This window comes from Desulfamplus magnetovallimortis (assembly GCF_900170035.1).
GTDB lineage: Bacteria > Desulfobacterota > Desulfobacteria > Desulfobacterales > Desulfobacteraceae > Desulfamplus > Desulfamplus magnetovallimortis.
Window position 1 is genome coordinate 735,222 of record NZ_LT828540.1, and the last position, 23,202, is coordinate 758,423.

Below are 23,202 nucleotides of genomic sequence, written 5' to 3' on the forward strand. Positions count from 1 at the left end.
CGGCAATGGCCATTATTGAATGTTTCTGTCAAGGTTTAACTGTTATTTAAAGATCAATTTCATAAATGCTTAAGCGATTATTAAAAGTCTGGCTACTGCTTTCATTTTTTCTTTTTTTATACTTCTATCGATTCCTGTAATAATGGATGCACCTTTTATACAGAAAAGAATCTCCGGATGGATTTCCAGGACATTTATAATAAAGGGTGCAGCACCAGGCACAACAACCTTTACCCTTTTTCCATTCCCCGGAATTATTATTTCTGAAATTGAGCTTACATCTGGCTCGCTCAAAGGTGGCTTTATAGGTCGCATTTTAATTGAGATCTCTTTTGATTCCCTGATAAAAAAGAAAATTGGACTTCGCAGACTCCTCCTTGAAGATATAGATTTAGAACAAATAAATATTGAAGATAAAAATACATCACAAACAGGTGATGATATTTTATATTCATTATTTCAAGGCATTTTCCCTGGTTTGTGCTTGAAAAAATCCTCTTCACCCCCTCTTATAGATGATTCCTCTCTCAAATTTTCTAAGCACAACTCCATACTACCCCATAGCACTTTTCCCGAAAGCAGCTTTAAAAGCAGACAAAAAGATTCAACAGATCTTTTTGATTATATTGAATACCTAAAGAAGCTTTATATTGAGTACTTCCAGCAAAGCTCATTTATTGTTGAAGCAAGGCATATAAAATCAAGACAATTCAAAAACGGGAACCTCCACATTTCAATCCACCCTATTCCACACAAAATTAAATTTTCCGGTACCTTAGATATTGAAAAATTAAACATTGAAAATATTGAAATGCCCCACATACCATCTATTCAGTCGGTTAAAGGAGATCGTATTACAGGGGATTTTGACTTAAACATTGCCCCCAAAAAAAACAAGAAAGAAAATATCAGAACTTTTACAATAAATGGAAAAGGCAATGTCACTTTATCAACGCCTTCATTAATATACAGTTATCCAGATAGGCTTTCATGGCCAAAATCAAACCCTGCCAACGATAATGTAAATAATGAGAGTAACTTTCACGCTAAAAACAGAGATCTGCCTGAAGGTAATGACATTATAAAGACAAGTCTTGGAATAACTTCAATAGATGCTGGTTTTTCAATAAAAAATGATGCAATTACACTTGGGTCTGACAATACATCTTTGACAGCATCTATAAAGGCTTTTGCCAATGATTTAAAATCACCTCTGCTTTCAGTGGAATACCAGAATTCAGTGGAATACCAGAAAAATCAAGATATTCCATCCTACTCTTCTCTTGAATTTTCAGGCAATAATATCTCCATAGAAGGATGTGCTGCGGAGGTCGCAGATATTCTGCCGGATAATGCAATATGCAGAACCATTTTCAATATTATTAAAAGCGGAACAGCAGATGAAATCTCAGTCTCTTTTAATTCACAACCTTCATGGCAAAGTTCGACTTCTACACCAAATGATAAAAATGAGGAGGTGTACTTTGATGGAAAGAGATTAAAACTTTTCAACCCTGAAACCATGAAAATCAAAGGGCGTCTCAGTAATGCTTCAATACATATACCTAGTACAGCTCTTATTGCAGATAAGGTTAATGGCTATGTAAACGTTGTTAAAGGCACTCTTCATACAGATATCCAAACGGGGCATATAAAAAATGCTACTATTCACAATGGACAACTAAGTGTTGATCTTATTGACAAGAGTTTTCCATATACAGGAGAGTTTCAACTTTCTACAGAGTTAGCCAACTTGCATCAGGTACTGATGGATCTTATTACAAAGCCTTCTGTGGTTTCGGAGCTTAAAAATCTTAAAAATATCAAAGGCAAAGCAGATGGGACACTTAAGATAGAAGGAGAAAAAAATCAGACTCCAACCATAGTGGTTGATGCAAACAATATAGACCTTAAAGGTCAATACTTACGGCTGCCGAAAAAGTTCTCAATTAAAGGAAAGTCATTTAATTACAGTAACAGTTATAGTGGCAATAATAGTGGCAATAATAGTGGCAATGACAGTGGTCATGAGAGTCGCAATGAGAGTGGCAGCAAAAGTGATAAAAAAAGAGGTGGACATCATCTAATAGAAGTTAGTCAAATATCAGGAAAAATGGGAAAATCAACGTTTTCCGATATAGCAGCATCAATTAGCTTTCAAAGAGAAAAATCACCAGATATAAGGTTCACATGCAACATTGCTGAAGCTAATCTCTGGCTTGACGAGATTGTGCCGTGGTTTAAAAGCTTTGAAGATGGTGAAAATGAAAATGCTAAAAATAATAATACTGAAAATGATAACGCTGAAAATGCCCCTGGCATTATTTCAATAAATAGACTTACCTCATGGTTTTCCTTTTTTGAGGGAAATATTATCCTTGATGGCTGTTATTTTAAAGGCGAAGCAGATCCTTCAAGAAGATGGGATTATCTTTTCAGGGGCAGGGGTGAAAATATAAGTTTCAAACAGATTACTGAAGAACAAACAGACCAAAATTTTGTTTCTGATCTTTCATTTAAATTTATCTATTCCAACTCAAAAGAAAAGTTTAGTGAAGCAGATAATTTCAGCTTTAGTGAAGGAGAAGATTTCAATAATGGCAATGTCAGCTCACTTGACACAACAAAAAATGAACGTCCGGAAAGCAACAACAACGGGGATTTTCTTATATCCCCTAATGATAGCGAGGGCATCACAACAAATCCTCAAAATCCTTTAAAAACAGGTCTTTACAAGGATTTTCAAATCAATAGAATATGGGATATTAAGGCACAGATAAACGATACATCTCCCTTGTCGTCATTCTTTAAAAACAAATACATCAATGATATTCAGACTCCTGTTCATCTCATTAATGGTTCAATTGATAATTATCGTGACCGAATCAAATTAAAATACCCCATATTATTTACAAATAACATTCAGGCTAATATCACTTCTATTACTTCTACCTCTTCTATTCCTACTACCCAAAAACATAATATGGATGACATTGATATTTTTGAGATAGATATCACAAATAAACTTTCGTTGCCAAATTCAAAGCCCATAACCGAACATGATAAAAATGAAACCTACAGATTCCATTTGAAAAGGCAAAAAGAGGCAAATTCCAATTCCATGGGACAATACTCTTTTGATCTTAAAGGTAGTCTCAATACAAAAATTGTTAAATCTTTTTTTAAATCTGGCTCTACAACTCTCCATGACATAGAACAGTTCACACAAGGTAAAACATTTATAATTGAGTCCACTCCATATTCTCCTGCATCAACAAAGTTTAAGGTATATGGAAAAGATGAAAACTTTGATCATTACAAAATTACAACAGATTCCCTTGACCTGGATTTTTTAATTAACCTTATGAGTCAATTTAACCGAAATGGCAATAAAAATGAAAATCCTTTTTTATTACCACTATTGACTCTTGAAACTGATACATTCATGGTAAACAAAATTGCCCTGAATCCTTTCAGAGCAACATTTAACCTCAATGGTAATGAAAAAAAAATAGTGGCAGAGACAGGCCATAACTGCCACATAAATACAACCGCATTTATTAAACTCAAACCTGACATTGTTGATATTTCTATCCTGATTGATGAAAATAATAATGAAATAGAACCTGTAATGACCTGTCTGTATGAAGGTGAAAAACTAATGGATGGAAGGTATTCTGTTAAAGGATTTCTGAATACAAATACTCAATTATCACCATCTGAACCTACACCCTCTGAAAAGGCCATCCCGGATCATGAGGCTTTGTCATCGGAAAAGCCCAACCCTGACAATAAACCTCTATGGTCAGAAAAGACTTCCCCCGATCATACAAAAGATAAAAACGATTTTCACATAACAGAGATTGAGGCTGAACTTCTGAAACAAAATCTTACAGGCAACTTTCAAATCTCAGCTCAAGATGGTCGAATATTTCGTTTAACCCTGTTATCCCGTATTCTTTCCATAATTAACATTTCCAGGTTGATGGAAGGAAAATTTCCTGATATTGAACAGACAGGTTTTGCCTATAGCACCATTGAAATAGATGCTCTGGTGAAAAAAAATAAAATTATTCTTAAAAAAGCTGTAGTTAATGGCCTTGACATGACACTTCTTTTTATGGGATGGATTGACCCATTTAACAAAAATATGGAATTGAACTGTCTTGTGGCACCATTTAAGACAGCGGACAACATCATAAAAAAAATCCCTCTTATCGGAAGAATGTTAAATGATCGCTTGATTGCAATTCCTGTAAAGGCATGGGGTCCAATAAATGATCCTTCTGTAATTATCATGCACCCATCTGATGTGGGAAAAAGTATTATAAATTCCATGGAGAGTATTCTTACTGCTCCATTTGAAATAATAGAAAACCTGAAATACTAATTTACTCTCAAGGGAATGACAATATCTTTTACCGTAAAAATGACTATCCTTTTTATTGTTGGGGATGATTGATACACAGTCATGCCCGTTTACCATGGAAATTCCGGCATCTTTCATTTATCAGTTTACAGTTTTTGAGGCTTATTCTTTTGTCTGAATCACGGATTAAACGGATTAAAAGATTACACTGATTGAAAAAATCTGTGTAATCAGAGTAATCTGTGGCAATCCGTGATTCAGATAATTAAAGAAAAGTGTAAACTACTTTTAAGCTGATATGAAGGATGCCGAAATTCCCATCATGATTTTCATGATCCGGGGTGGTCGTTGAATTCGACCATGAAGGCTTAATAAAAATATGTATCTAATTGTTTTTTATATACCCAAAAAACATCTTGAAGATGTTAAAAAAGCAATGTTCAACGCCGGAGCCGGCAGAATCGGCAACTACGATTCATGTTGCTGGGAAACGGACGGCCGCGGTCAGTTCAAGCCATTAAAGGGAAGTGCCCCGTTTCAGGGTGCAATAGACAGAATTGAACATGTGGACGAAGTTAAAGTTGAAATGGTTTGTGATAAAAAAAATGTTGTTGCTGCCCTGAAGGCTCTTGTATCCGCCCATCCATATGAATCACCTGCCTATCATGCTGTTGAAGTTATGACATTGGAGGAGCTGGAGTATCATGACAAGCCACAATAACAGCCAGGAAAAATTAAACATACAAGAAGCAATAAAAAGGCAGACAGAAATAGATATTAAGAAAGAAATTGAGATTAATGGAGCCATCTATAAAAAAAATGCAAAAATTGGATATTCAACCATTGACCATAAAGGTCACCTTAAAATTGTCAGCATAATGAATTATCTGCAGGATGCTGCATCAGAACATGCATCAATTATGGGAGTTTCCGGCTTTGACCTTGCTGAAAAAAATCTTGGATGGGTAATATCCCGATATCATATAAGAATAAAAAACCACCCTTTATGGCAGGATACCATGCAAATAAGAACTTTCAGGTTTCCCCATAAAAATCTTTATGAAATGAGAAACATAACAATGGGAAAACTTATTAAACCAACAAGGTTTAAACCCTATGACCTTAACCATGAAAATGATAAAGGAGATTATCATTGCATAGTTTCTGATAAAGAAAAAAATACTGATACAGATACCGGAGCTTCAAATTTTTTTTCAGAATCCATACATGCAAAAGTGTGCTGGGTCATGGTAAACAGGGAAAATGGTAAGCCTGTTCGCCTTAGCCGTTTTATTGAACCTCAAATGTGTGAACCATTATCTGAAACAACATTTGTGAATTTATACAGGGATATGAATGACAGAAAATACATGGACAAAAGAGATAATAGTGATGAAAATGCCAAAATTGACCACTATTATTTTTCAAATATTGAAAAACCAGTTAAAACGGATTTTGAACTGCCATTCAAGGTAAGAATGCATGATCTGGATCTTAACGGCCATGTAAACAACGCCATATTTGTTGAATGGGCTGTTGAAACCATGCCGGAGAAGATACTGTCATGCTACTCACCTGAGATAATTGACGTTATCTTTAATAAAGAATCTCTTTATGGTGATACGGTTATCTCAAAAACAGAGATTTATCAGAATCGCTGTTCGTCAGAACCAAACTGCCCAAGCCCTTTGACACGACACGTAATTGTACGACAAAAAGACCAGGCTGAACTTGCCCATATAAATATAACATGGTGCCCTGACAAAAAAATAACTGACCTGGTAAAATCCATCTGATGAAAGAGATTGCAAAAGCATATAATATATGCATAAGACTTCTTGCGCCAAGGGCACGAAGCATTTATGAAGTAAAAGAGCATCTTCGTAAAAAACAATTTGATGAAACTTTAATCCTTGACATTATTGAAAAACTGGAACATGAAAAACTTCTCAATGACCGTGAATTTGCAGCCATGTTTGTGGAGCAGAGAGAACGTTTTAACCCAAAATCAAAGTTTGCACTATCATATGAATTGAAAAAAAAGGGTATTGACGAGTGCCTTATTGAAGAGTGCCTTATGGAAATTGACGAATTTGCATCGGCATGGAACGCAATAAGCTCAAGAGTTCCACTCTGGCAGGGGTATGAGGATGACAAATTCAAAAAAAAAGTCATGAACTACCTTAAAAATAGAGGGTTTGGCTATGAAGTTTCAATCTCAACCCTTGAAAAGGCTCTTGAATCAAGAAACAGGATGGAGTTATAAAAAAACCAATGAAAATTAAATTTTTTGCCGTTGGTGGCACAATTGACAAAGTATATTTTGATGCGTTAAGTACCTACCAGGTCGGACCTCCTGGCATTGAAAACATCATCAAAGATGCCAGGGTCAACTTCGATTATGAAGTGGTCTCACTCATTAAAAAGGACTCTCTGGAGATGACTGCCGAGGACAGAGAGCTGATACTTGAGGCAATAGAGAAGGAGCCCAGTAATCACATTGTAGTAACACACGGAACAGATACCATGGTGGATACTGCATTGGTACTAAAGAAAATAAAAGATAAAGTCATTGTACTGACAGGGGCTATGGAACCTGCATGTTTTAAATCAAGTGATGCTGCATTTAATCTTGGAAGCGCAGTGGCATCTGTACAGACTCTCCCTCAGGGTGTATATATTTCCATCAGCGGAAGGGTTTTTGATCCATCAAAAGTGAAAAAAGACAGAGACAGGAAACAGTTTGTTGAAACCCAGGAACAACACACTATATGAATATGAAAAGGCAAAAGGAGCTGTATGAAAAATAAAAGTGCTGTTAAAGATAACCGTGATGAGAGCTTTAACGCCGTTGATAATGAAGTTGCAACAAATTGCGCTTTAACTGAAATCTCCATGAATCAAAAGAGTAATGTTCAAGATGCCTCTACTGAAAAAAATGGTTATCCGGTAATAAAAACAGCTAAAGGATTTCATGCTGCATTACCATTTTCATCATACAAAACAGGAAAAATTGTTAACATATCCAAAGGGGGGATAGTATTCAAATATACTGAAGAAGAAGAAGAGGAGGATGAGCTTGATCCCATTCCTTCTGATGCATTTTTTCTTGGAGAGTATGGATTCTATATGGAAATTATTCCGGAAAAAATTGTTGAAGTAAGATATGATTCAGAAATAGATATAATTGAACTTTATGAAGAGAACATTAAGTTACTTGCTGAATCAATAGATAAGGAGCTTCCGGCAGTCAGTATTAACAGGATAGCATTAACAGAACTTAACTTTAAACAGATATTTGCTGTGGATAAATATATACGTGACAATGTAAAAACATCAGATCTGCCATTCATTGAAATCACGCTTGAATAGAGCAGTGTTGTTTAAAGGGTTAGCTGTCTGAATCACGGATTATTAGGATTGCATTGATTAAAAAATCAGTGCAATAAGAGTAATACGTTTAAATCCGTGATTCAGAAAATGAAAGATGAGATAGAAAATTATCTGAAAAATTAAAAATTTGTCACGGTTTGATGACAATAATTGCAGAGTTCTGCTTTTTAAGGAATTTTTTTGCAACTTCAGATATGTCATCAACGGAAATTGAGTGATAGTCATCCACTATGTTTTTGGCCCACTTAAGCTTCTCAGGATGGGTTCCGGAACCTGACAGAACTGAGTCAAGCCAGTATCCATTGGTTTTTACCATGTCCTTTATGTATGTCCATATAGGCTCCAACACAAGTTCCAGCTCTTTTTGGGTGATCTTATCTCTACTCAGCTCATCTGCAATATTTTCCATATGTTTTACAACATCATCTACCATTTCAGGAGATACAGCCACAACGCCCCTGAGCACTCCATAACCATCATAGGCTCTTGAACCCAGATTATATGCATATGGCGAGTAAGTGGCGCCCATCTCCTCTCTGAGAGTTTTGCGAAGCCTCTCTGAAAATATTTTTGCCAGAATATTGAGCCTTCTTGTCTGGTGGATGTCCCAAAAGTCATCAGTGGGAAAGGCCATTACAACAAGAGCCTTGTCAAGGCGGCTTTCAAGCAGAAGATCAACCTTTTCTCCCTTTGGAAAAGAAGGTGTTTTTTCCGGTTTTACAAAAACAGGCTCATCTCTTTTGGGAAGCTGTGCAAACCACATATATGCAGCATCTGTCAAATCCTGAGGCTCAAAATCCCCAACAACAGAAATTTCAACAGCTCCTTTTTCAAAAGCTGCATCAACCCAAGTCATTACATCTTCAAGCTCAATAGATTCTACCTGCTCCAGGGTTGGCATCCCGAATTTTATATCCCCTCCTGCAAGAAAACGCTCTCCCTTATAACGCATCATACCATCAGGTGTGCGGGGTAGTTCCTGATACATCTGGGCGTAACGATCCTTGAATAGATCAAGAGACTCCTGACGAAATCCCGGGTCAACCATTCGTGTATAAAGAAGCTGAAAAAAAAGTTCTGTCTCTTCAGGAGAGGCAGACCCTGAAAAATGGAAGGTATCTTCATCCACACTAAAAACCATGGTAACGTTTTTACCTGCAAGAGCTGTATCAAGCTCATCCTGTGTCAGCTCCCCTACCCCGCTTTCGTTTATAACTGCCCTTGCAACCATTGCAAGTCCTGGCTTATCTTCAGGCTCAGAGAGCTTGCCCAAACCAAAATTCACCTCAAAAATGAACTCTCCCTTTTTAAAATCCGTCTTCTTTAAATTAAGTCTTACACCATTTTTAAATTCAATTATTCGGATACCTGTTTCATCAAGGGTTATGTCACTTAAAACAAGTTTGTCATATGAGTCTTGTCCGATTTCAGATACAGGTTGCGGAAGATATGGAAATAAAGGAGTATCATTCTCGGCAGGAGCAACAACTTCACTGGTCTGGCTATCATGATATGCTGCAAGAATAATTGCCTCCGGAGTCTCCTGCTCCCATGATTCGCTTAAGTTGTGATCACTGTCTGCTGCTGAAAAATATCGTGCATCAGGTGCAAGAGCCTTATCTTTATCCTCAGATTCATCAGGAGTAATTTTGGCATTGCCTGTTACCTGTATCAGTCTGTGTTTTGCAGCCCATGTTTCCTTAAATGATCTGTTTAGCTGTGCAAGTGTCAATTTTTTTATCACAGGCTTTAAAAGATTCATCTCCTGAAGCGGAGACATAAAAAAACGGCTGCTGTTAATGGAATTGATAAGCTCCCTTGCAAGGGGTGTACTCTTACGTGTTGACGCCTCTTTTACAGCAGTTTCAAGCCCAAGAATAAAATCAGCTTTTACCCTCTGAAGCTCATACTCTGTAAAACCAAAGGTTAGTGCCTGGCGAAGGCTCTGTTCAATATGATAAAGTGTTTTCTGCCAGTTTTCAGGTGATGTTTCGGCTGAAATTGATGAAAACCTTACATTTCTGAGAAAAGTTCCTGAATATGTTCCTGCATCTGAAAAAGGATTATCCTTCAAGCGGACATCCCTTGAAAGGCGATTTTGCACCACCATGTCGGCAAGTCTTTTTATTACCTGTGACTTTAAGCTCTCCTCTGTCTCCATTTCAAAGGGAACCCGTGTAGCTGTTCCGATGGATACAGAAGTACTGCCGGCTTCTGGTTCATAATGATAAAATGCCTTATCTCCGGAATGAGGAATCCAGGTGTTTTCAGGCAATTCCGGACATGTAGCACGGGATTTGATGGATGAAAATTTCTCTTCAATCAAAACCTTTGCCGTGTCAACATCAAAATCTCCCACCATGACAAGAACCATCATTTCAGGACGATACCAGGCATCATAATATGATTTTAAAAGCAGCCTGTCTGTACCCTCAATAACCTTTTCGTCTCCTATGGGCATACGTGCTGTTATTCTTGAGTCAGGCAGCTCAAAATTAAGAGATGCCTCAAATGTTCTGAAAGATACTGAATCCCGTTCCCGTTTTTCAGCAAGAATAACTCCTTTTTCCCGCTCAACTTCAGACTCAAGCAGAAGAGCCCCCTCTGCATAATCCTGAAGCACAAGAAGTCCCTTTTCAAGGCTCTCCTTCTCCCCTGTGGGAAGTAAAATGTCATATACCGTCTCAAAAAACCCTGTATGGGCATTTGCATCAGCACCAAACATCATTCCTATGGACTGAAAGTACTCAATGAGTTCACCTGGTTTAAAGTGTGTGGAACCATTGAAAAGCATATGCTCAAGATAGTGTGCAATACCCCGCTGATCCTCTCTTTCATGCATTGAGCCTGCCTGAACATCAAGATGCATGCTCACCCTGTCCTCGGGAGTGGTATTGTGAAGCAGTACATATCGCATCCCGTTTTGCAGTACTCCGTACACCAGATCAGGATCCGTTAAAAGATAATCTCCTGCAAAGGATATACAACTGTTCTCACCGGAAGGTGACACATCTATGGCTTTTTTAGGTGACACATCTATGGCTTTTTTAAAAGAACTGTCGGCTCTTTTTCCCTCATCATACACTCCTGCGCATGCTGAAAGTATGATGGTAGTCAGAACAGCAAAAAGAGTTAAAACAACTTTTCTATTTAAAACCATTGTATCTCCTGTATGATAAGGGATTCATGCAAATGTGGATTCATAATTTAACAAAGAGAAGCATCAGGGTTTAGCTGTCAATAAGCCCTGGCTCAATTTCAATTACACTCTCTTTTTTCAGTTTCTCCATCCATGAGGCATATATCTCTGATTTTTTATCAAGTAACAACTGCTCCTTAACAGAATCCAGATTTTCGTTAACAACATCATCAGAAGGAGTTATTTTCTCCTTAAGATAAACAACATAGTAACCATCATTGCTTTTTACTATTTCAGATGCAAGCCTCTTTTTTTCAGAAAGCTTAAAAGCAGCCGCTGCAATTTCAGGCTGTCGGCCAAGCTCTTTAATATTGCCATCTTTTTTAAAAAGAGAGGTTGTTTTTAACTCAAATCCCTTTTCTTCTGCAATCTTTGCCATATTGTCCGCATCATTTACAGCTTCAAGAAAAATTTGTGCAGCTTTTTCAGCAGCTTCTTTCTGAAGATCGGACTCAAGAGAGGCTAAGACCCTATCCTTAACTTCCTCAAGGGGCAGAACAGATGGTTCAACCTTTTCTATTGGCTTTATTATATAGTATGCATTGCCAATCTCTTTTACATCGCTTATCTCATTCATGGGCAGTTCAAAGGCTGTGGTGGCAAAAGCTCGCCCATCCTTAAGATCTTTATCAGGGCCTTTCATGGTAAAAGGGCCTGCTGTCTGAATCTTTCGGGTGGTGATAAGTCCTGCCTGTTCAAGGGTGTCTCCATCAATAACAGCATCAAAGGCATGGGCTGCTGCTGTATATGCCAAATTTTTACTCTCATCATTCAAAAGAATATCTTTAATTTCATCTGAGACCTCCCCAAGGGACTTTTTATCCTCATCACTTCTCGATATAACATGAATAATATGCCATCCAAATCTTGTTTTAACAGGTTCACTGATCTCACCGGGTTTCATGGAAAATGCCTTGTCGGCAAAAGGTTTTACCATGGTGTTTCTTGCAAATTTTCCAAGATATCCTCCCTTATCCTTTGTGGGACCCTGTGAAAATTCCTTTGCAAGCTCGGCAAAATCCCCACCGGCAACAGCTTTGTTATAGATCTCTTCAGCCTCTTTACGGGCTGACTCCACGACAGCTTCATCAGCTTTGGCATCCACTTTTATAAGGATGTGACTTGCCTCAACCTGCTCTGGGGTAGTGAACTTCCCTTGATTTTCATTATAATAAAGGGCAATGTTTTCCTTGGTTATTTCAGTCTGATCCTTATAATCTTCAAAAGCATACTCAAGATATTGAACTGTTAATTCAGGTTCTGACATATATCTGTTTTTATTTTTCTCATAGTAATCAGCAACTTTTGCATCATCTATCTCCACAGAAAAGGAGGCAGTATCAAATTTAACATAATCAACAGATACCTCACTGTTGTTTTGACGATACCACTCTCCTGCTTCCAGATCAGATACTTTTACACTTTTTAAAACAAAGTCAATAACCTTTGAACGACGCATGTTTTCAAGCTGCATTGCTTCAAAGGTTTCAGGGGTCAGGCGATTCCTGCTCAATACCATACGATAGGTTGCAAGATCAAAAACACCATCTTTTTTAAAAGTATCAATTGCAACAAGGGCATGCTGAAGTTCCCGCTCTGATACCTGGATATCAAGTTTTGCAGCTTCATCGGTGATAAGGCGTTCCTCAATAAGCCTGTCCAGAGCCTGTTTTCTTACATTAAGCATATTCAGAAGTTCTTCACTGACATTCCCTCCAAACCTGTTCCTGATCTGTTCAACAGTATTTTGATAAGATTGTCGATACTCATCCATGGTAATAGGCATATCATTTACCATTGCCACCTGGCCTCTGTCTTTGGATCCCATTGAACCCATACCAAGAAAAATGAACACCACAACAATAAGACCAAGAATGATCTTAATAATCCATGACCCTGTGTTTTCACGCATAAACCTGAGCATTAAAAAAACTCTCCCTTGAAATCTCCCATGTCACAGCATTTTTTCCATCTACATTTGCACACATGGCATTGAAAAAAGAGTCAAAAGTCAAATGTGATGAAGCTGTAAAAAGTCAAATTTTGACAGCTTATCAGCCAGAACCAACTAAAAATTATTTACAGTGATCTTTGCTATATTGACTTTTTACAAAACCATCTAATGTGGTATGTAAAGAAACTCTGCAACCAACGGGTTAAAATAAATCATGTTAGGCCTGTTAAAGCTGGGTGATGCCCGCAACCCAACGGCAGTATCATACTATTGTCTCTTGATAACTTTTCAAGATATAAGGCACTCTTTTATTACCTTACTCAAAATCGACACCTATGATCTTGTAAGCCTTGTCAACACTGTCTGAATCAGGATTCCCAAGATTAACAGGATAAGGCAGGATTATCTATCCTGAGCATCCTATCCATCCCGGGTATCCTGGTTCAGACAACTGCAATAACTTCGAAAAAAGCAATAAAATGTCGATTTTGAGTACCTTAAGTAAGAGTTAAAAAATCTTACTGTTTACAAACTGATACTTCTACCGTTTTATAAATCCATGTGTCAATAGTTATTATGAAACAGCCTATTTTTTTATAAGAAAGTCCCCGTCTTTTAAGGTTCTTTAGGACTTTCATGCTTCGTTGAGGCAGGTGTGTCTGCCATGGCCGTTTATAAGAAAGTCCCCGTGATTCAAGGCTTCTCAGGGCTTTCATCCTTCGTTGTGGCATATGAGTCTGCCATGTCCGTTATAGGAAAAGTCTCTGTATTTACTGGATGGACCGCTTTTTCAAAATGGATGTGGATGTCAATTACAGCCAGACACTATTTCAAAAATCGGCATCTTTCATTTGCCAGTTTACATTTTCCTGAACTCAATGCCGGTTTTTCTGGTAGCCTGTTCCGGAAAGTGTAAAGTACTTTCTGCACGATATGAAGGATGCCCAAAAATCCTGTTATTTCAGCATCTTTGGAATGTAACTGTTACACTGCCCCCAACCAGCCGTCCGCACTTGAAGAGGGTCTGGAGCTCATCAATCAGGGGTTAAGCCAGATTACACGGGCTTTGACGGTGAATGCGTGATCTCAAAAAAACGTGAATTTTTTTCACGTTTTTGAAAAACAAAGCATAACAGAGCATTTTTTTGTTGACAGTTTAAAAGGAATCGACTATTAAGATCATGTTTTTTTGTGGGGCTGTAGCTCAGCTGGGAGAGCGCATGGCTGGCAGCCATGAGGTCAGGGGTTCGATCCCCCTTAGCTCCACCAAGTAAAAATTAAAAGATGCTCCCAATATAAATAAAACCCCTTGCAATCATTCATTGTAAGGGGTTTTTATTTGTTAAAAAAATAAAAATTGCAAATTGCTTTATTTAACATACCACACAGATAGAAATATCACATCTTTGAAAAAAATTGTCCCAATGATTCCTTTTTATGTGCATCTGAACTTAGTACAAGGGGGATCTCTTTTTTTTGACAAGCCATTATAATCCATGAAGACGGATATGGTTCAGCCACAGGATGAAGATAGCCTGCTGTATTTATTTCAACTGCCATCCTTTTTTCTCTTATGCTGTCCAGAAGATCGAAAACTATCTCCTGGTACCATGATTCAGAATCATCAAAAAACTGTTTGTCTCTGTTGTGTTTCTTTAAAACATCCAGGTGGCCGACTATCTGGAAGCAGCCAGTTTCCACAGCCTCTTTAAGAATCTTATAATAAGTCCTGCAAAAGTCCTTGATCTCTCCACTAAAACCAAGGTCTATTGTCTGATTGAACTCATGACTCTCCCCATTGACAAGGCAGTGTTTTCCATCCACCATTATACTATGGACAGATGCTGTTAATTGTTCCCATTTTAAATCTGAAATCGACTTTATCCACTCTCTCAGCTCCGGTATAAATTCAATTTCCAGCCCTGCAACAATATCAATCCTATGGGAATAATTATCTTTTGACCGTTCAATATCTGCTCTGTATTTCCCAAGTAAATCCTTAGCCATGGCATATCTGGTTTTAAATGGAAGGGGCATGTGATCGGTAATTGCAATTTTCCTGATTCCCTTTTCAATGGCGCATTCAGCAAGTTCATCAATGGTTGCATTACCGTCTGAATAGATGGTGTGGGTGTGATGATCCGATTTTTTGTCAATCATTTTTTAATTACTCGTCCGTCATAAATTCATAAATTTGCAGTTTTTTTGCAGCATGCTTCATGACCATTTTACACTTTCTGAAAATAAACTATATTTTTCAGGGTCTTCCCCCCAAAAAAAGTGTAAAGTACTTTTGTGGGAAATGAAGGATGCCCATTTTTGCTAATGAAAAATTGATAATGCTACAGTGTCTCTATAAAAGTATGATATTTTCCGCAAGGCTTTTTAAAGAAATTTAACTTGGCTCATTTTTTGTATTATGCTACTTGATTTTAAAGCCACTTTTGAAATGTCATAATCCACTTTTTTATATAACGGCCATGGCAAAACCATCTGCCACAACGAAGCATGAAAGCCCTGAAAAAAACCTTGAAATATGGGGACTTTCTAATAAACGGCCATGGCAGAGCCATCTGCCACAGCGAAGCATGAAAGTCTTTGCATGTCAGTATGTTATGGAGACTGTCTAATAAACGTACGCTGAATTTTTACAATAAAGGAGGTTCCAATGAAACGTATCAACAATATTATGTTTCCATGTTTTGCAATTATTTTGATCTGGATTTGTACAGCTTTGACTCAGGTTTTGATTGACAGAGCTTATGCCCAAGAAGTTACAGCAAATGATGCATCTGAAAAAAACTCCATTGTCAGGGCAAAAATAGGCATCCAGATCCAGTCAGGAGAAAAAGCCTACCGCTCAAGATCAAGGGAGAGACTTCTGCCTGGTGACCTTATACGCCTTTATGTTCATACCGAAAACAGTTGTTATCTGTACGTTGTTCATACTGATACAAACAGCGTCAACCTTCTTAATATTACAGAACAAAAAATTCAAAGTTCCACACTTATACTGCCCTCTGCACAGGCTTTTTATGAAATTGACGGCACAAGTTCCATGGAAAAAATAACTATCATCTGCACCCCTGAAAAACTCCCTGAGCTTTCGGTGATGGAGAGCCGCAACCTGACATATAAAGAGTGGTCTGATACAGAATTAGCACTTAAAAATAGAAGCAAACTGCTGGTGGTGGATGAGGAGCACGAGACCTTTGCAATTGCCGGAAATGTAAGAGGGCTTGACGGCAACTCCAAAACAGGAGCGCAGACAAATTCTGTAAATTCGGATCAATTTCTAAAGGAACTTCAAATTTTCTCCGGCAACGGCCTGCTTGTAAAAAAGTATGAATTTCAGATTAAAAAGTAAAAAACATATATGGGTAGTTGCCCTTATCACCCTTTTTCTGATCTCTGTTTCACTTTTGATCTATGAAAGAGAGGTATCCCTCTGGAATAATGGGGACAACAAGCTTCTTGATTATTTTTACAGACTGACTGTAAGATACGGATATGGCCCTACCCCATCTTTTTCGCCAGGTATTGTCTATCTCAATATCACAGAGGAGACCTATGACTATTTTGGTAAAAACTATCTTGACAGAAGAGATCTTGCTCCTCTTAACCATGGGTTGAGAAGTGTTGGCGCAGAAGGAATTGTTTATGATATCATATTTGCAAGGGCAAGTTCTCCAGAAGCTGATGCTGCTTTTGCAGATTCCATTGATTCTGCCGGAAATATTTATCTTCCGATTGCCTTTGCCCTCTCTGATCATCCGGCAAAGTTTTCATGGAAACAAGATCAATCCCATGAACATATGCGCTCTGCCATGTTGGGAACCCCTGTTGAAAAAGGAACCGCCCGCCCCTTTTATGCTGGGAAAGCCATGATGCAAAACAGTGATTTTATAACCAAAGCAGCAGGTTCCGGAAATATCACAGCACAGGCCGACCCTGACAGCAAATACAGACATATAACAATGATTACCAAGGTTGATGACCACTTTTTACCAGCTTTTGCCCTTGCCATATTCATGGACAGGTCAAGGGTATCAATGGATGACATTATCGTGGAGTGGGGAGATCGAATCATCTTGCCTGCAACACCTGCCAATTTTCTGGATAATGATGTTATTATTCCCATTGATGACAGAGGCAGAACATTTATCCCCTATGTTAACATAAGGGGCAAGGACTTCAGACAGATGTCTGTGCACCATTTTCTGAACCATATCAAAAATCCTGACCTAATGGGGAATCTACTTGATTTTTTTGAGGGAAACTATGTTTTTGTTGCAGATATTGCTGTGGGAACATCCGATCTTGGATATACTCCTCTTGAGCCAGATGTTCCCCTTGTCAATATACACACTTCAATGCTAAACGCCCTTCTAACCAATACTTTTTATACTAAATTAAAATCTAATACCACGCTCATCCATATGATTATGATCATCGTGTTCCTTGGCATTGCAGCTTCATTTCGCTCATCATGGATACTTTACATAACAGCCTTATCTATAGCTACGCTGCTTCCGATTTTTACATGGTACCAAATAATTAATTTTACCCTGTTTCCTTTATTTACTCTCTTTTTACCCTTTGCTGCCACATTTGCTTTTCTTGTTATTTTTCTTGAAATATCCACTTCAAGGGAGAGAGCATTTATAAAAAATACATTTGGCCGTTATGTGCCTGAAAAAGTTGTTGAAGAACTCCTTGCAAAACCTGAAATGATTTCCCTTGGAGGGGAAGAGAGGGTTGTCAGCATACTTTTTTCAGATATCAGAGGCTTTACATCCATTTCTGAATCAATGTCCCCAACTGCCCTTGTAAGACTTCTGAATGAGTTTTTTACCGAAATGTCAGAAATAATAATGAAAAACGATGGTATTATTGATAAATTTCAGGGGGATGCTATAATGGCTGAATTTGGAATGCCGATTCCAGGGGCCGACCATGCAGATAAAGCAGTGTCAACTGCCATAAAGATGCTGCACCGCCTTTCAGAACTGAAAGAAGAGTGGAAAGAGAGCGATTTTCCTGAACTGAGCTGCCGTATAGGCATCAACACCGGCAAGGTTATTGTGGGCAATATGGGTTCGAGAACAGTAATGGATTATACAGTCATGGGCGATGCTGTCAATCTTGCATCAAGGCTTGAAGGTGCCAATAAATTTTATGGTACATCTCTTATTATTTCAGAATTTACTTTAGCAATGCTCACACCTTTTCGTTTTAAAACACGAATTTTAGACTATGTAAAAGTCAAGGGCAAACAAAATGCTGTTAAAATATTTGAAGTCTATGGAATCAATGAACCAGAAGAGAGCAGCGAAAAGGAAAAAATAATTGTACAGGGAGAATCAATAACCCGGAGAGAGGAAAAAACTGACATTCAAGATGAAAAATATTACACCCTTTATGATCGGGGATTCAATTCATATCTTGCCAAAAACCTGTCAGATGCATCAGTTTTCTTCAGCAAAGCTTTGGCACTACGTCCTTATGACCAGGCAGCATCATTAATGCTTGAACGCCTCTCAGCTATTGATGAAAGCAAAATAAATGACAAAAGTTGGGAACCTTCAGTATCTCTTCACTCAAAATAAAAGCGTCACTACCTGAACCTGCAAATACCGGAGATTATCATGTCTGGACAAAAGGAGTTTAACAAGATTGAACATGAGAAAGATTACGACAGCCTTAAGCAGCAAATAAAAACCCTTGAAGGAAAACTGCATAAATACATTGAAATGGAAAAGCATTTTTATGACATCCAGAAAAATGCAGCAACTGCACTCAGAGAGAGTGATAACCGCTTCAAAAAAATTATAGAAGATGTCTCGGAAATATCCATACAGGGCTATAATGAAGACCGGGAGGTCATTTTCTGGAACCAGGCCAGCGAGAAAATTTACGGATATACAGCAAAAGAAGCTGTTGGCAGAAAGCTTGAAGATATTATTATTCCAGAGGCCATGAAGGATACTGTTAAATATCTTCACCACCGATGGGTAGATCATGGCGAAAAGATACCATCAGGGGAACTAACCCTTGTTAACAAAGCAGGTGAGAATGTTCATGTGTTCTCCTCCCACGTCATGCAGAAAACTCCATTTGGAAAAGAGATGTTCTGCATTGATATTGATCTTAAACCGGTAAAAGAAGCAGAAGAGGAGAAACGTCAGCTTAGAGAGCAGATAATTCAATCCCAGAAAATGGAGGCCGTAGGCACCCTTACCAGCGGAATTGCCCATGACTTTAACAATATCCTGCAGGTAATTGGGGGATTTACAGACTATTTGATCCTTAAACAGAGTGAAAAGAGTCATGGAGCAGACAGCAACATATCAGAAAAACAGGGCGATATCTTTGGAAAACTCGACCACACATCTGGTAAAAACAGAACCATATCCGGCAACCTTGAAAAAAACGATAATGAAAAATATGATCTGCCATCAAGTGACAATGATTCAGGCAACCTTTTTGAGCTGCATAAAATCCGTAAAGCCACAGACAGAGGTATTGCCCTGATACGACAGTTGATGCTTTTCAGCCGTAAAACAATTCCGGCAAAAACATCTGTCAAAATCAATCATGAAATTGAGCATGTGATAAAGCTGATAAAGATGACTATTCCCAGGATGGTTAATATTGAAACAAATTTATCAGACAAACTTCTTGATGTTGCCATTGATCCGACACATCTGGAACAGATACTTTTAAATCTCTGCATCAATGCAGCAGATGCAATGCCGGAAGGTGGAAATATCTTTATTGAGACATCAAATGCAACCCTTAATAATGTACCATCAATGGAGCCAGACGTGCCGCCTTTGTCAGGGCCTTGTGTTTTTATTTCAATATCAGACACAGGTCATGGAATGGACAAAGAGACTGTTCAAAAAATTTTTGAACCCTTCTTTACAACAAAACCCATTGGTAAGGGTACAGGTCTCGGACTTGCATCTGTTTACGGAATTGTGAAAAACTACAAGGGGATCATCCAGTGTTTCAGTGAAGTGAACAGGGGTACAACTTTCAAGATCTTTTTTCCTGCAATCGCAAATACCCGGGAGAAACAGATCCATCAGTCAGAAGAGATCCCCCTGCATGGCAATAAGGATAATAGAACCATACTTCTTGTGGATGATGAAGAGTCAATAAGGGATTTTGTCTCAAATACCCTAAAATTATTTAATTACAGATTCATAGGCGTTTCAAGCGGAGAGGATGCCTTAAAGGTCTATGAGAAAAAACAACATATGATTGACCTTGTTATACTTGATATAAGCATGCCTGGCATGGGAGGCTATAGATGCCTTAAAGAATTACTTATGGAATGGCCCAAATGCAGAGTTATAATATCCAGCGGCTATTCGGAAGAGAATGTTATTGAAAAATGTATAAAAATTGGAGCATTGAGTTACCTTAGTAAACCATATACCATTACTGATTTACTCAATGCCATAAGAAAAGCACTTGAAAAATAGTGCTTCTTCAAGTTTAAACTGTCGTATGACTTTTAAGACTTTTCAAAGATTCAAGGCATTTTCTACCCGACAATCAAACCTTGAAAGAACAATAGAAGGTTCTCAAATCTAAAGAACAATAGAAGGTTCTCAAATCTCACCTTATAATACAAAAAATTATTATGATTACAAAATTTTACCAGAAGCCTGTTGAATATCAATAATTCTTGCCTCCATATATGATTTTGTTTTGTAACTTGTGATATTTAGCAGATTATGGTTAAGCTTGGCCATTCTGTTCACTTCCCTTAAAATAATCTCTATCTTCCGGCGAACATTCTCGCTCACTTCCGTCTCCTGCTCAAGCAGTTCACAGCAGCCGGTTATGATATGCAGTGGCTGGTTCAACTCATGGCATACGGCACCTGCTGTTTCAATAACAACTGCAAGTTTCTCTTTTTCACGGATCTCTTTTTCTGCAAGCTTTCTTCTTGTAATATCACGTACTGATGAAGCAACAAGTAGTTCTCCATCCTGAAGCCCCTTGATGGGTGATGTTCTGCTTTCAAACCAGCATTTGCCCTTTTTTACATCAAGCTGGTACTCAAAGATCTGTTTTTCCTGAGTTTCAATGGTTTTTCTTATGACTTCAAGGTGCTGAGCAGCAACTTCATCCGGAATAACATCCTGAATTTTGAGACCTTTGAGCTTTTCAAGCTCATCGTATAGCAGATCTTCAGAGCTTGTAAATATTTCAACATATTGTCCATCAATGTCAAATACAAACAAAATATCAGGAATTGCTTCTGTGAATGCCCGAAATCTGGCTTCATTCTTTCTCAGATTCTCCTCCACCTCTTTTTTTTCCGTAATATCAATACCAAATGAAATCAGCATGCCGTTGGGAAGTTTAAAATTTGCCCACTCCTGGATACGTTGAGTTCCATCCTTTGCCATTACCTCATATACCCTGAAAATACCATCTGGATTTTTAATATTTTCAAAGACCTTGTCCCTGCTTTGACATGAAGGATAAAAAAGAGAAAGAGGATCCTTGCAATCCATCAGCTCTTCTCTGGACCATCCAAGCATATCCTCTGATTTTCGATTCCATAAAAGGCAGCGCCCTGTTTCATCAAACGAATTAATCATAACCGGAGCATTTTCAATTATTGCCTGAAAATTTGCTTCATTTTCGACAACTGCCCTTTCCCATCCCATGAGCCTTTTTTTGATCTTGTCTATTTCACAGACAAGATCACAGGGGTTTATACTTTTTTTGTCAGGCAAATCATGTTCCTCTTGCAAAAGATTGAAAAGACAAAAATTGATGGCATTATATATCAGTTATTCAGAAATTTTAATACAATTTCTCCCTGAATTCTTTGCATAGTACAGTGCTTCATCTGCATCTTTAATAAGCGCATCAACTCCCCCTTCCTTATCCCTTCTGAATGGAGCCATGCCTATACTTATTGAAGATGAAATTGTCACGCCACCAATATTCCATCGTGACTCTTCAATTGTCTTACGGATTCTTTCAGCCACAACCTTTGCCTGATCAATTGATGTGGCCGGCAGAAGAGCTGCAAACTCCTCGCCTCCAACCCTTCCAAAAAGGTCATTTGCCCTTAATGACTCCATACATATCTGAGAAACATTTTTTAGAATATCATCGCCTGCCTGATGTCCGTAGGTATCATTGATATTTTTAAATTCATCAATATCCATCATAAGAAATGTAACCGGCAAATCGTGCCTCATAGCCAGATTGATCTCTTTTGAAACACCTTCCATAAAAAATCTGCGATTGCTGACTCCAGTGAGAGAATCTGTGGTTGCAAGGAGTTTCAGCTCCTTTTCCATACGTTTTCTTTCAGATATATCAGAAAAGATAACAACTGCTCCCTCAATTTCATTTTCATCCATAATAGGTGTACATATAAGCTCAGCATCAAAGGATGTTCCATCCTGGCGCCACAGATTCCAGTGGTTAACCCTTATGTGTGCCCCTTCTCTCAATGTCTTGTAAAGGGGACGGGGGCACTCTGTTGTGTCTTCTCCATAATTTTTTTCCCTTGTCACCTTTTCTGAATACCAATTTGGGATACTTGATTTTCCAACAAGATCATCTACTTTGCATCCCAACATTTTTGCAGCAGCAGGATTAACAAAAGTATAACGACAGTCATTGTCAATGCCAAGAATTCCTTCACCGGCAGCAGCAAGAATAAGATCATATTTTTTTGAAAGAACTTTCAATGTATTTTCTGAAACAGTTCTCATGACAATTTCATATTCAAGGAGCTTCTGGACTCTTCGCAGGGAGAGATGTGTATTTACACGAGCTGATATTTCCCTTGGCTGAAAAGGTTTTGTGATATAATCCACTGCTCCAAGCTCAAAACCCTTCAGTTTTTCAGCAATATCATCCATTGCACTTATAAATATAACAGGCACCGAGGATGTTTTTTCATTCTCTTTAAGCTTTCTGCAAACCTCGAAACCATCCATCTCAGGCATCATAATATCAAGAAGAATAAGATCCGGAACATTTGAAAATGCAGCTTCAAGTGCCATGGGTCCACTTGGAGCAGGCCTTACCTTATAACCTTCTGAATTAAGAATACTTAACAAAAGACGAAGATTCTGGGGATTGTCATCCACAATAAGTATGTTGCCCCCCTTGTTTCTGTTTCTACGTTCACTGCTGCTGTTATCAAGTATGCCCTTTTGTGAATTCATGAATCCCCCCAGATTTAAAGAGTATCTGTTTTTTCAATCACCTCAATTATCTTCTGATACTGAAAATTTC

General features: G+C 38.1%; 14 protein-coding genes and 1 tRNA gene. 10 read left to right on the plus strand and 5 right to left on the minus strand.

Going from position 1 to position 23,202, the window contains the following annotated elements; genetic code table 11:
- Positions 1-142 precede the first annotated feature (142 nt).
- From MTBBW1_RS02880 to MTBBW1_RS02905, 6 genes are all read left to right on the plus strand, one after another.
- Positions 143-4,390, plus strand: coding sequence for an AsmA-like C-terminal domain-containing protein (locus MTBBW1_RS02880; protein ID WP_080798893.1), 4,248 nt, complete (start codon positions 143-145; stop codon positions 4,388-4,390).
- Positions 4,391-4,748: 358 nt separating this feature from the next.
- Positions 4,749-5,090, plus strand: coding sequence for a YqfO family protein (locus tag MTBBW1_RS02885; protein WP_080798896.1), 342 nt, complete (start codon positions 4,749-4,751; stop codon positions 5,088-5,090).
- Complete coding sequence (locus tag MTBBW1_RS02890; RefSeq protein WP_080798899.1) at positions 5,074-6,165, plus strand: acyl-[acyl-carrier-protein] thioesterase; 1,092 nt, start codon at positions 5,074-5,076, stop codon at positions 6,163-6,165. Before MTBBW1_RS02885 ends, MTBBW1_RS02890 begins: the two co-directional genes overlap by 17 nt.
- The gene (locus MTBBW1_RS02895) at positions 6,165-6,635 is read left to right on the plus strand and encodes a regulatory protein RecX (RefSeq protein ID WP_080798902.1); all 471 of its coding nucleotides are present in this window, start codon (positions 6,165-6,167) and stop codon (positions 6,633-6,635) included. The genes MTBBW1_RS02890 and MTBBW1_RS02895 overlap by 1 nt, the downstream gene beginning before the upstream one ends.
- Before the next feature lie 8 nt (positions 6,636-6,643).
- Positions 6,644-7,144 (plus strand): asparaginase domain-containing protein, encoded by a 501-nt coding sequence (locus tag MTBBW1_RS02900; RefSeq protein WP_080798905.1) that lies wholly within the window; start codon positions 6,644-6,646, stop codon positions 7,142-7,144.
- Between the two features lie 24 nt (positions 7,145-7,168).
- Positions 7,169-7,741 (plus strand): hypothetical protein, encoded by a 573-nt coding sequence (locus MTBBW1_RS02905; RefSeq protein WP_080798908.1) that lies wholly within the window; start codon positions 7,169-7,171, stop codon positions 7,739-7,741.
- A 151-nt stretch (positions 7,742-7,892) separates the two neighbouring features.
- Here the strand turns inward: MTBBW1_RS02905 and MTBBW1_RS02910 are convergent, their stop codons facing one another.
- Positions 7,893-10,922, minus strand: a complete 3,030-nt coding sequence (locus tag MTBBW1_RS02910; RefSeq protein WP_080798911.1) for a M16 family metallopeptidase — start codon at positions 10,920-10,922, stop codon at positions 7,893-7,895.
- A gap of 70 nt (positions 10,923-10,992) precedes the next feature.
- A complete protein-coding gene (locus MTBBW1_RS02915) occupies positions 10,993-12,885 on the minus strand; it encodes a peptidylprolyl isomerase (protein ID WP_080798913.1) in 1,893 nt (630 codons plus the stop codon).
- Between the two features lie 1,223 nt (positions 12,886-14,108).
- Here MTBBW1_RS02915 and MTBBW1_RS02925 point away from each other — a divergent pair.
- A tRNA-Ala gene (locus MTBBW1_RS02925) sits at positions 14,109-14,184 on the plus strand.
- 129 nt (positions 14,185-14,313) lie between these two features.
- Here the strand turns inward: MTBBW1_RS02925 and hisJ are convergent.
- Positions 14,314-15,075 carry a histidinol-phosphatase HisJ gene (gene hisJ, locus MTBBW1_RS02930; RefSeq protein WP_080798920.1) on the minus strand — a complete coding sequence of 254 codons (762 nt, stop codon included), beginning with the start codon at positions 15,073-15,075 and terminating at the stop codon, positions 14,314-14,316.
- 508 nt (positions 15,076-15,583) lie between these two features.
- Here hisJ and MTBBW1_RS02940 point away from each other — a divergent pair.
- Genes MTBBW1_RS02940 through MTBBW1_RS02950 form a run of 3 tightly spaced genes read left to right on the plus strand, consistent with a single transcriptional unit; the run spans position 15,584 to position 20,408 of the window.
- Positions 15,584-16,282, plus strand: a complete 699-nt coding sequence (locus MTBBW1_RS02940) for a hypothetical protein (RefSeq protein WP_080798927.1) — start codon at positions 15,584-15,586, stop codon at positions 16,280-16,282.
- A complete protein-coding gene (locus tag MTBBW1_RS02945) occupies positions 16,260-18,524 on the plus strand; it encodes an adenylate/guanylate cyclase domain-containing protein (protein ID WP_080798929.1) in 2,265 nt (754 codons plus the stop codon). Before MTBBW1_RS02940 ends, MTBBW1_RS02945 begins: the two co-directional genes overlap by 23 nt.
- A 39-nt stretch (positions 18,525-18,563) precedes the next feature.
- Positions 18,564-20,408: a hybrid sensor histidine kinase/response regulator gene (locus tag MTBBW1_RS02950; protein WP_080798931.1), complete on the plus strand. Its 1,845-nt coding sequence runs from the start codon at positions 18,564-18,566 to the stop codon at positions 20,406-20,408.
- Between the two features lie 165 nt (positions 20,409-20,573).
- On the opposite strand, the gene MTBBW1_RS02955 is transcribed toward MTBBW1_RS02950, so the two are convergent.
- The gene (locus MTBBW1_RS02955) at positions 20,574-21,677 is read right to left on the minus strand and encodes a PAS domain S-box protein (RefSeq protein ID WP_080798933.1); all 1,104 of its coding nucleotides are present in this window, start codon (positions 21,675-21,677) and stop codon (positions 20,574-20,576) included.
- Positions 21,678-21,734: 57 nt separating this feature from the next.
- Positions 21,735-23,132, minus strand: a complete 1,398-nt coding sequence (locus MTBBW1_RS02960) for a diguanylate cyclase (protein ID WP_080798936.1) — start codon at positions 23,130-23,132, stop codon at positions 21,735-21,737.
- Positions 23,133-23,202: the final 70 nt, after the last annotated feature.

What these genes read in the sequence shown, in the direction of transcription:
- hisJ (WP_080798920.1), bottom strand. Translation starts at nt 15,075, where the DNA reads ATGATTGACAAAAAATCGGATCATCACACCCACACCATCTATTCAGAC.
- MTBBW1_RS02905 (WP_080798908.1), top strand. Translation starts at nt 7,169, where the DNA reads ATGAAAAATAAAAGTGCTGTTAAAGATAACCGTGATGAGAGCTTTAAC.
- MTBBW1_RS02915 (WP_080798913.1), bottom strand. Translation starts at nt 12,885, where the DNA reads ATGCTCAGGTTTATGCGTGAAAACACAGGGTCATGGATTATTAAGATC.
- MTBBW1_RS02895 (WP_080798902.1), top strand. Translation starts at nt 6,165, where the DNA reads ATGAAAGAGATTGCAAAAGCATATAATATATGCATAAGACTTCTTGCG.
- MTBBW1_RS02880 (WP_080798893.1), top strand. Translation starts at nt 143, where the DNA reads ATGGATGCACCTTTTATACAGAAAAGAATCTCCGGATGGATTTCCAGG.
- MTBBW1_RS02900 (WP_080798905.1), top strand. Translation starts at nt 6,644, where the DNA reads ATGAAAATTAAATTTTTTGCCGTTGGTGGCACAATTGACAAAGTATAT.
- MTBBW1_RS02890 (WP_080798899.1), top strand. Translation starts at nt 5,074, where the DNA reads ATGACAAGCCACAATAACAGCCAGGAAAAATTAAACATACAAGAAGCA.
- MTBBW1_RS02910 (WP_080798911.1), bottom strand. Translation starts at nt 10,922, where the DNA reads ATGGTTTTAAATAGAAAAGTTGTTTTAACTCTTTTTGCTGTTCTGACT.
- MTBBW1_RS02940 (WP_080798927.1), top strand. Translation starts at nt 15,584, where the DNA reads ATGAAACGTATCAACAATATTATGTTTCCATGTTTTGCAATTATTTTG.
- MTBBW1_RS02950 (WP_080798931.1), top strand. Translation starts at nt 18,564, where the DNA reads ATGTCTGGACAAAAGGAGTTTAACAAGATTGAACATGAGAAAGATTAC.
- MTBBW1_RS02960 (WP_080798936.1), bottom strand. Translation starts at nt 23,132, where the DNA reads ATGAATTCACAAAAGGGCATACTTGATAACAGCAGCAGTGAACGTAGA.
- MTBBW1_RS02885 (WP_080798896.1), top strand. Translation starts at nt 4,749, where the DNA reads ATGTATCTAATTGTTTTTTATATACCCAAAAAACATCTTGAAGATGTT.
- MTBBW1_RS02945 (WP_080798929.1), top strand. Translation starts at nt 16,260, where the DNA reads ATGAATTTCAGATTAAAAAGTAAAAAACATATATGGGTAGTTGCCCTT.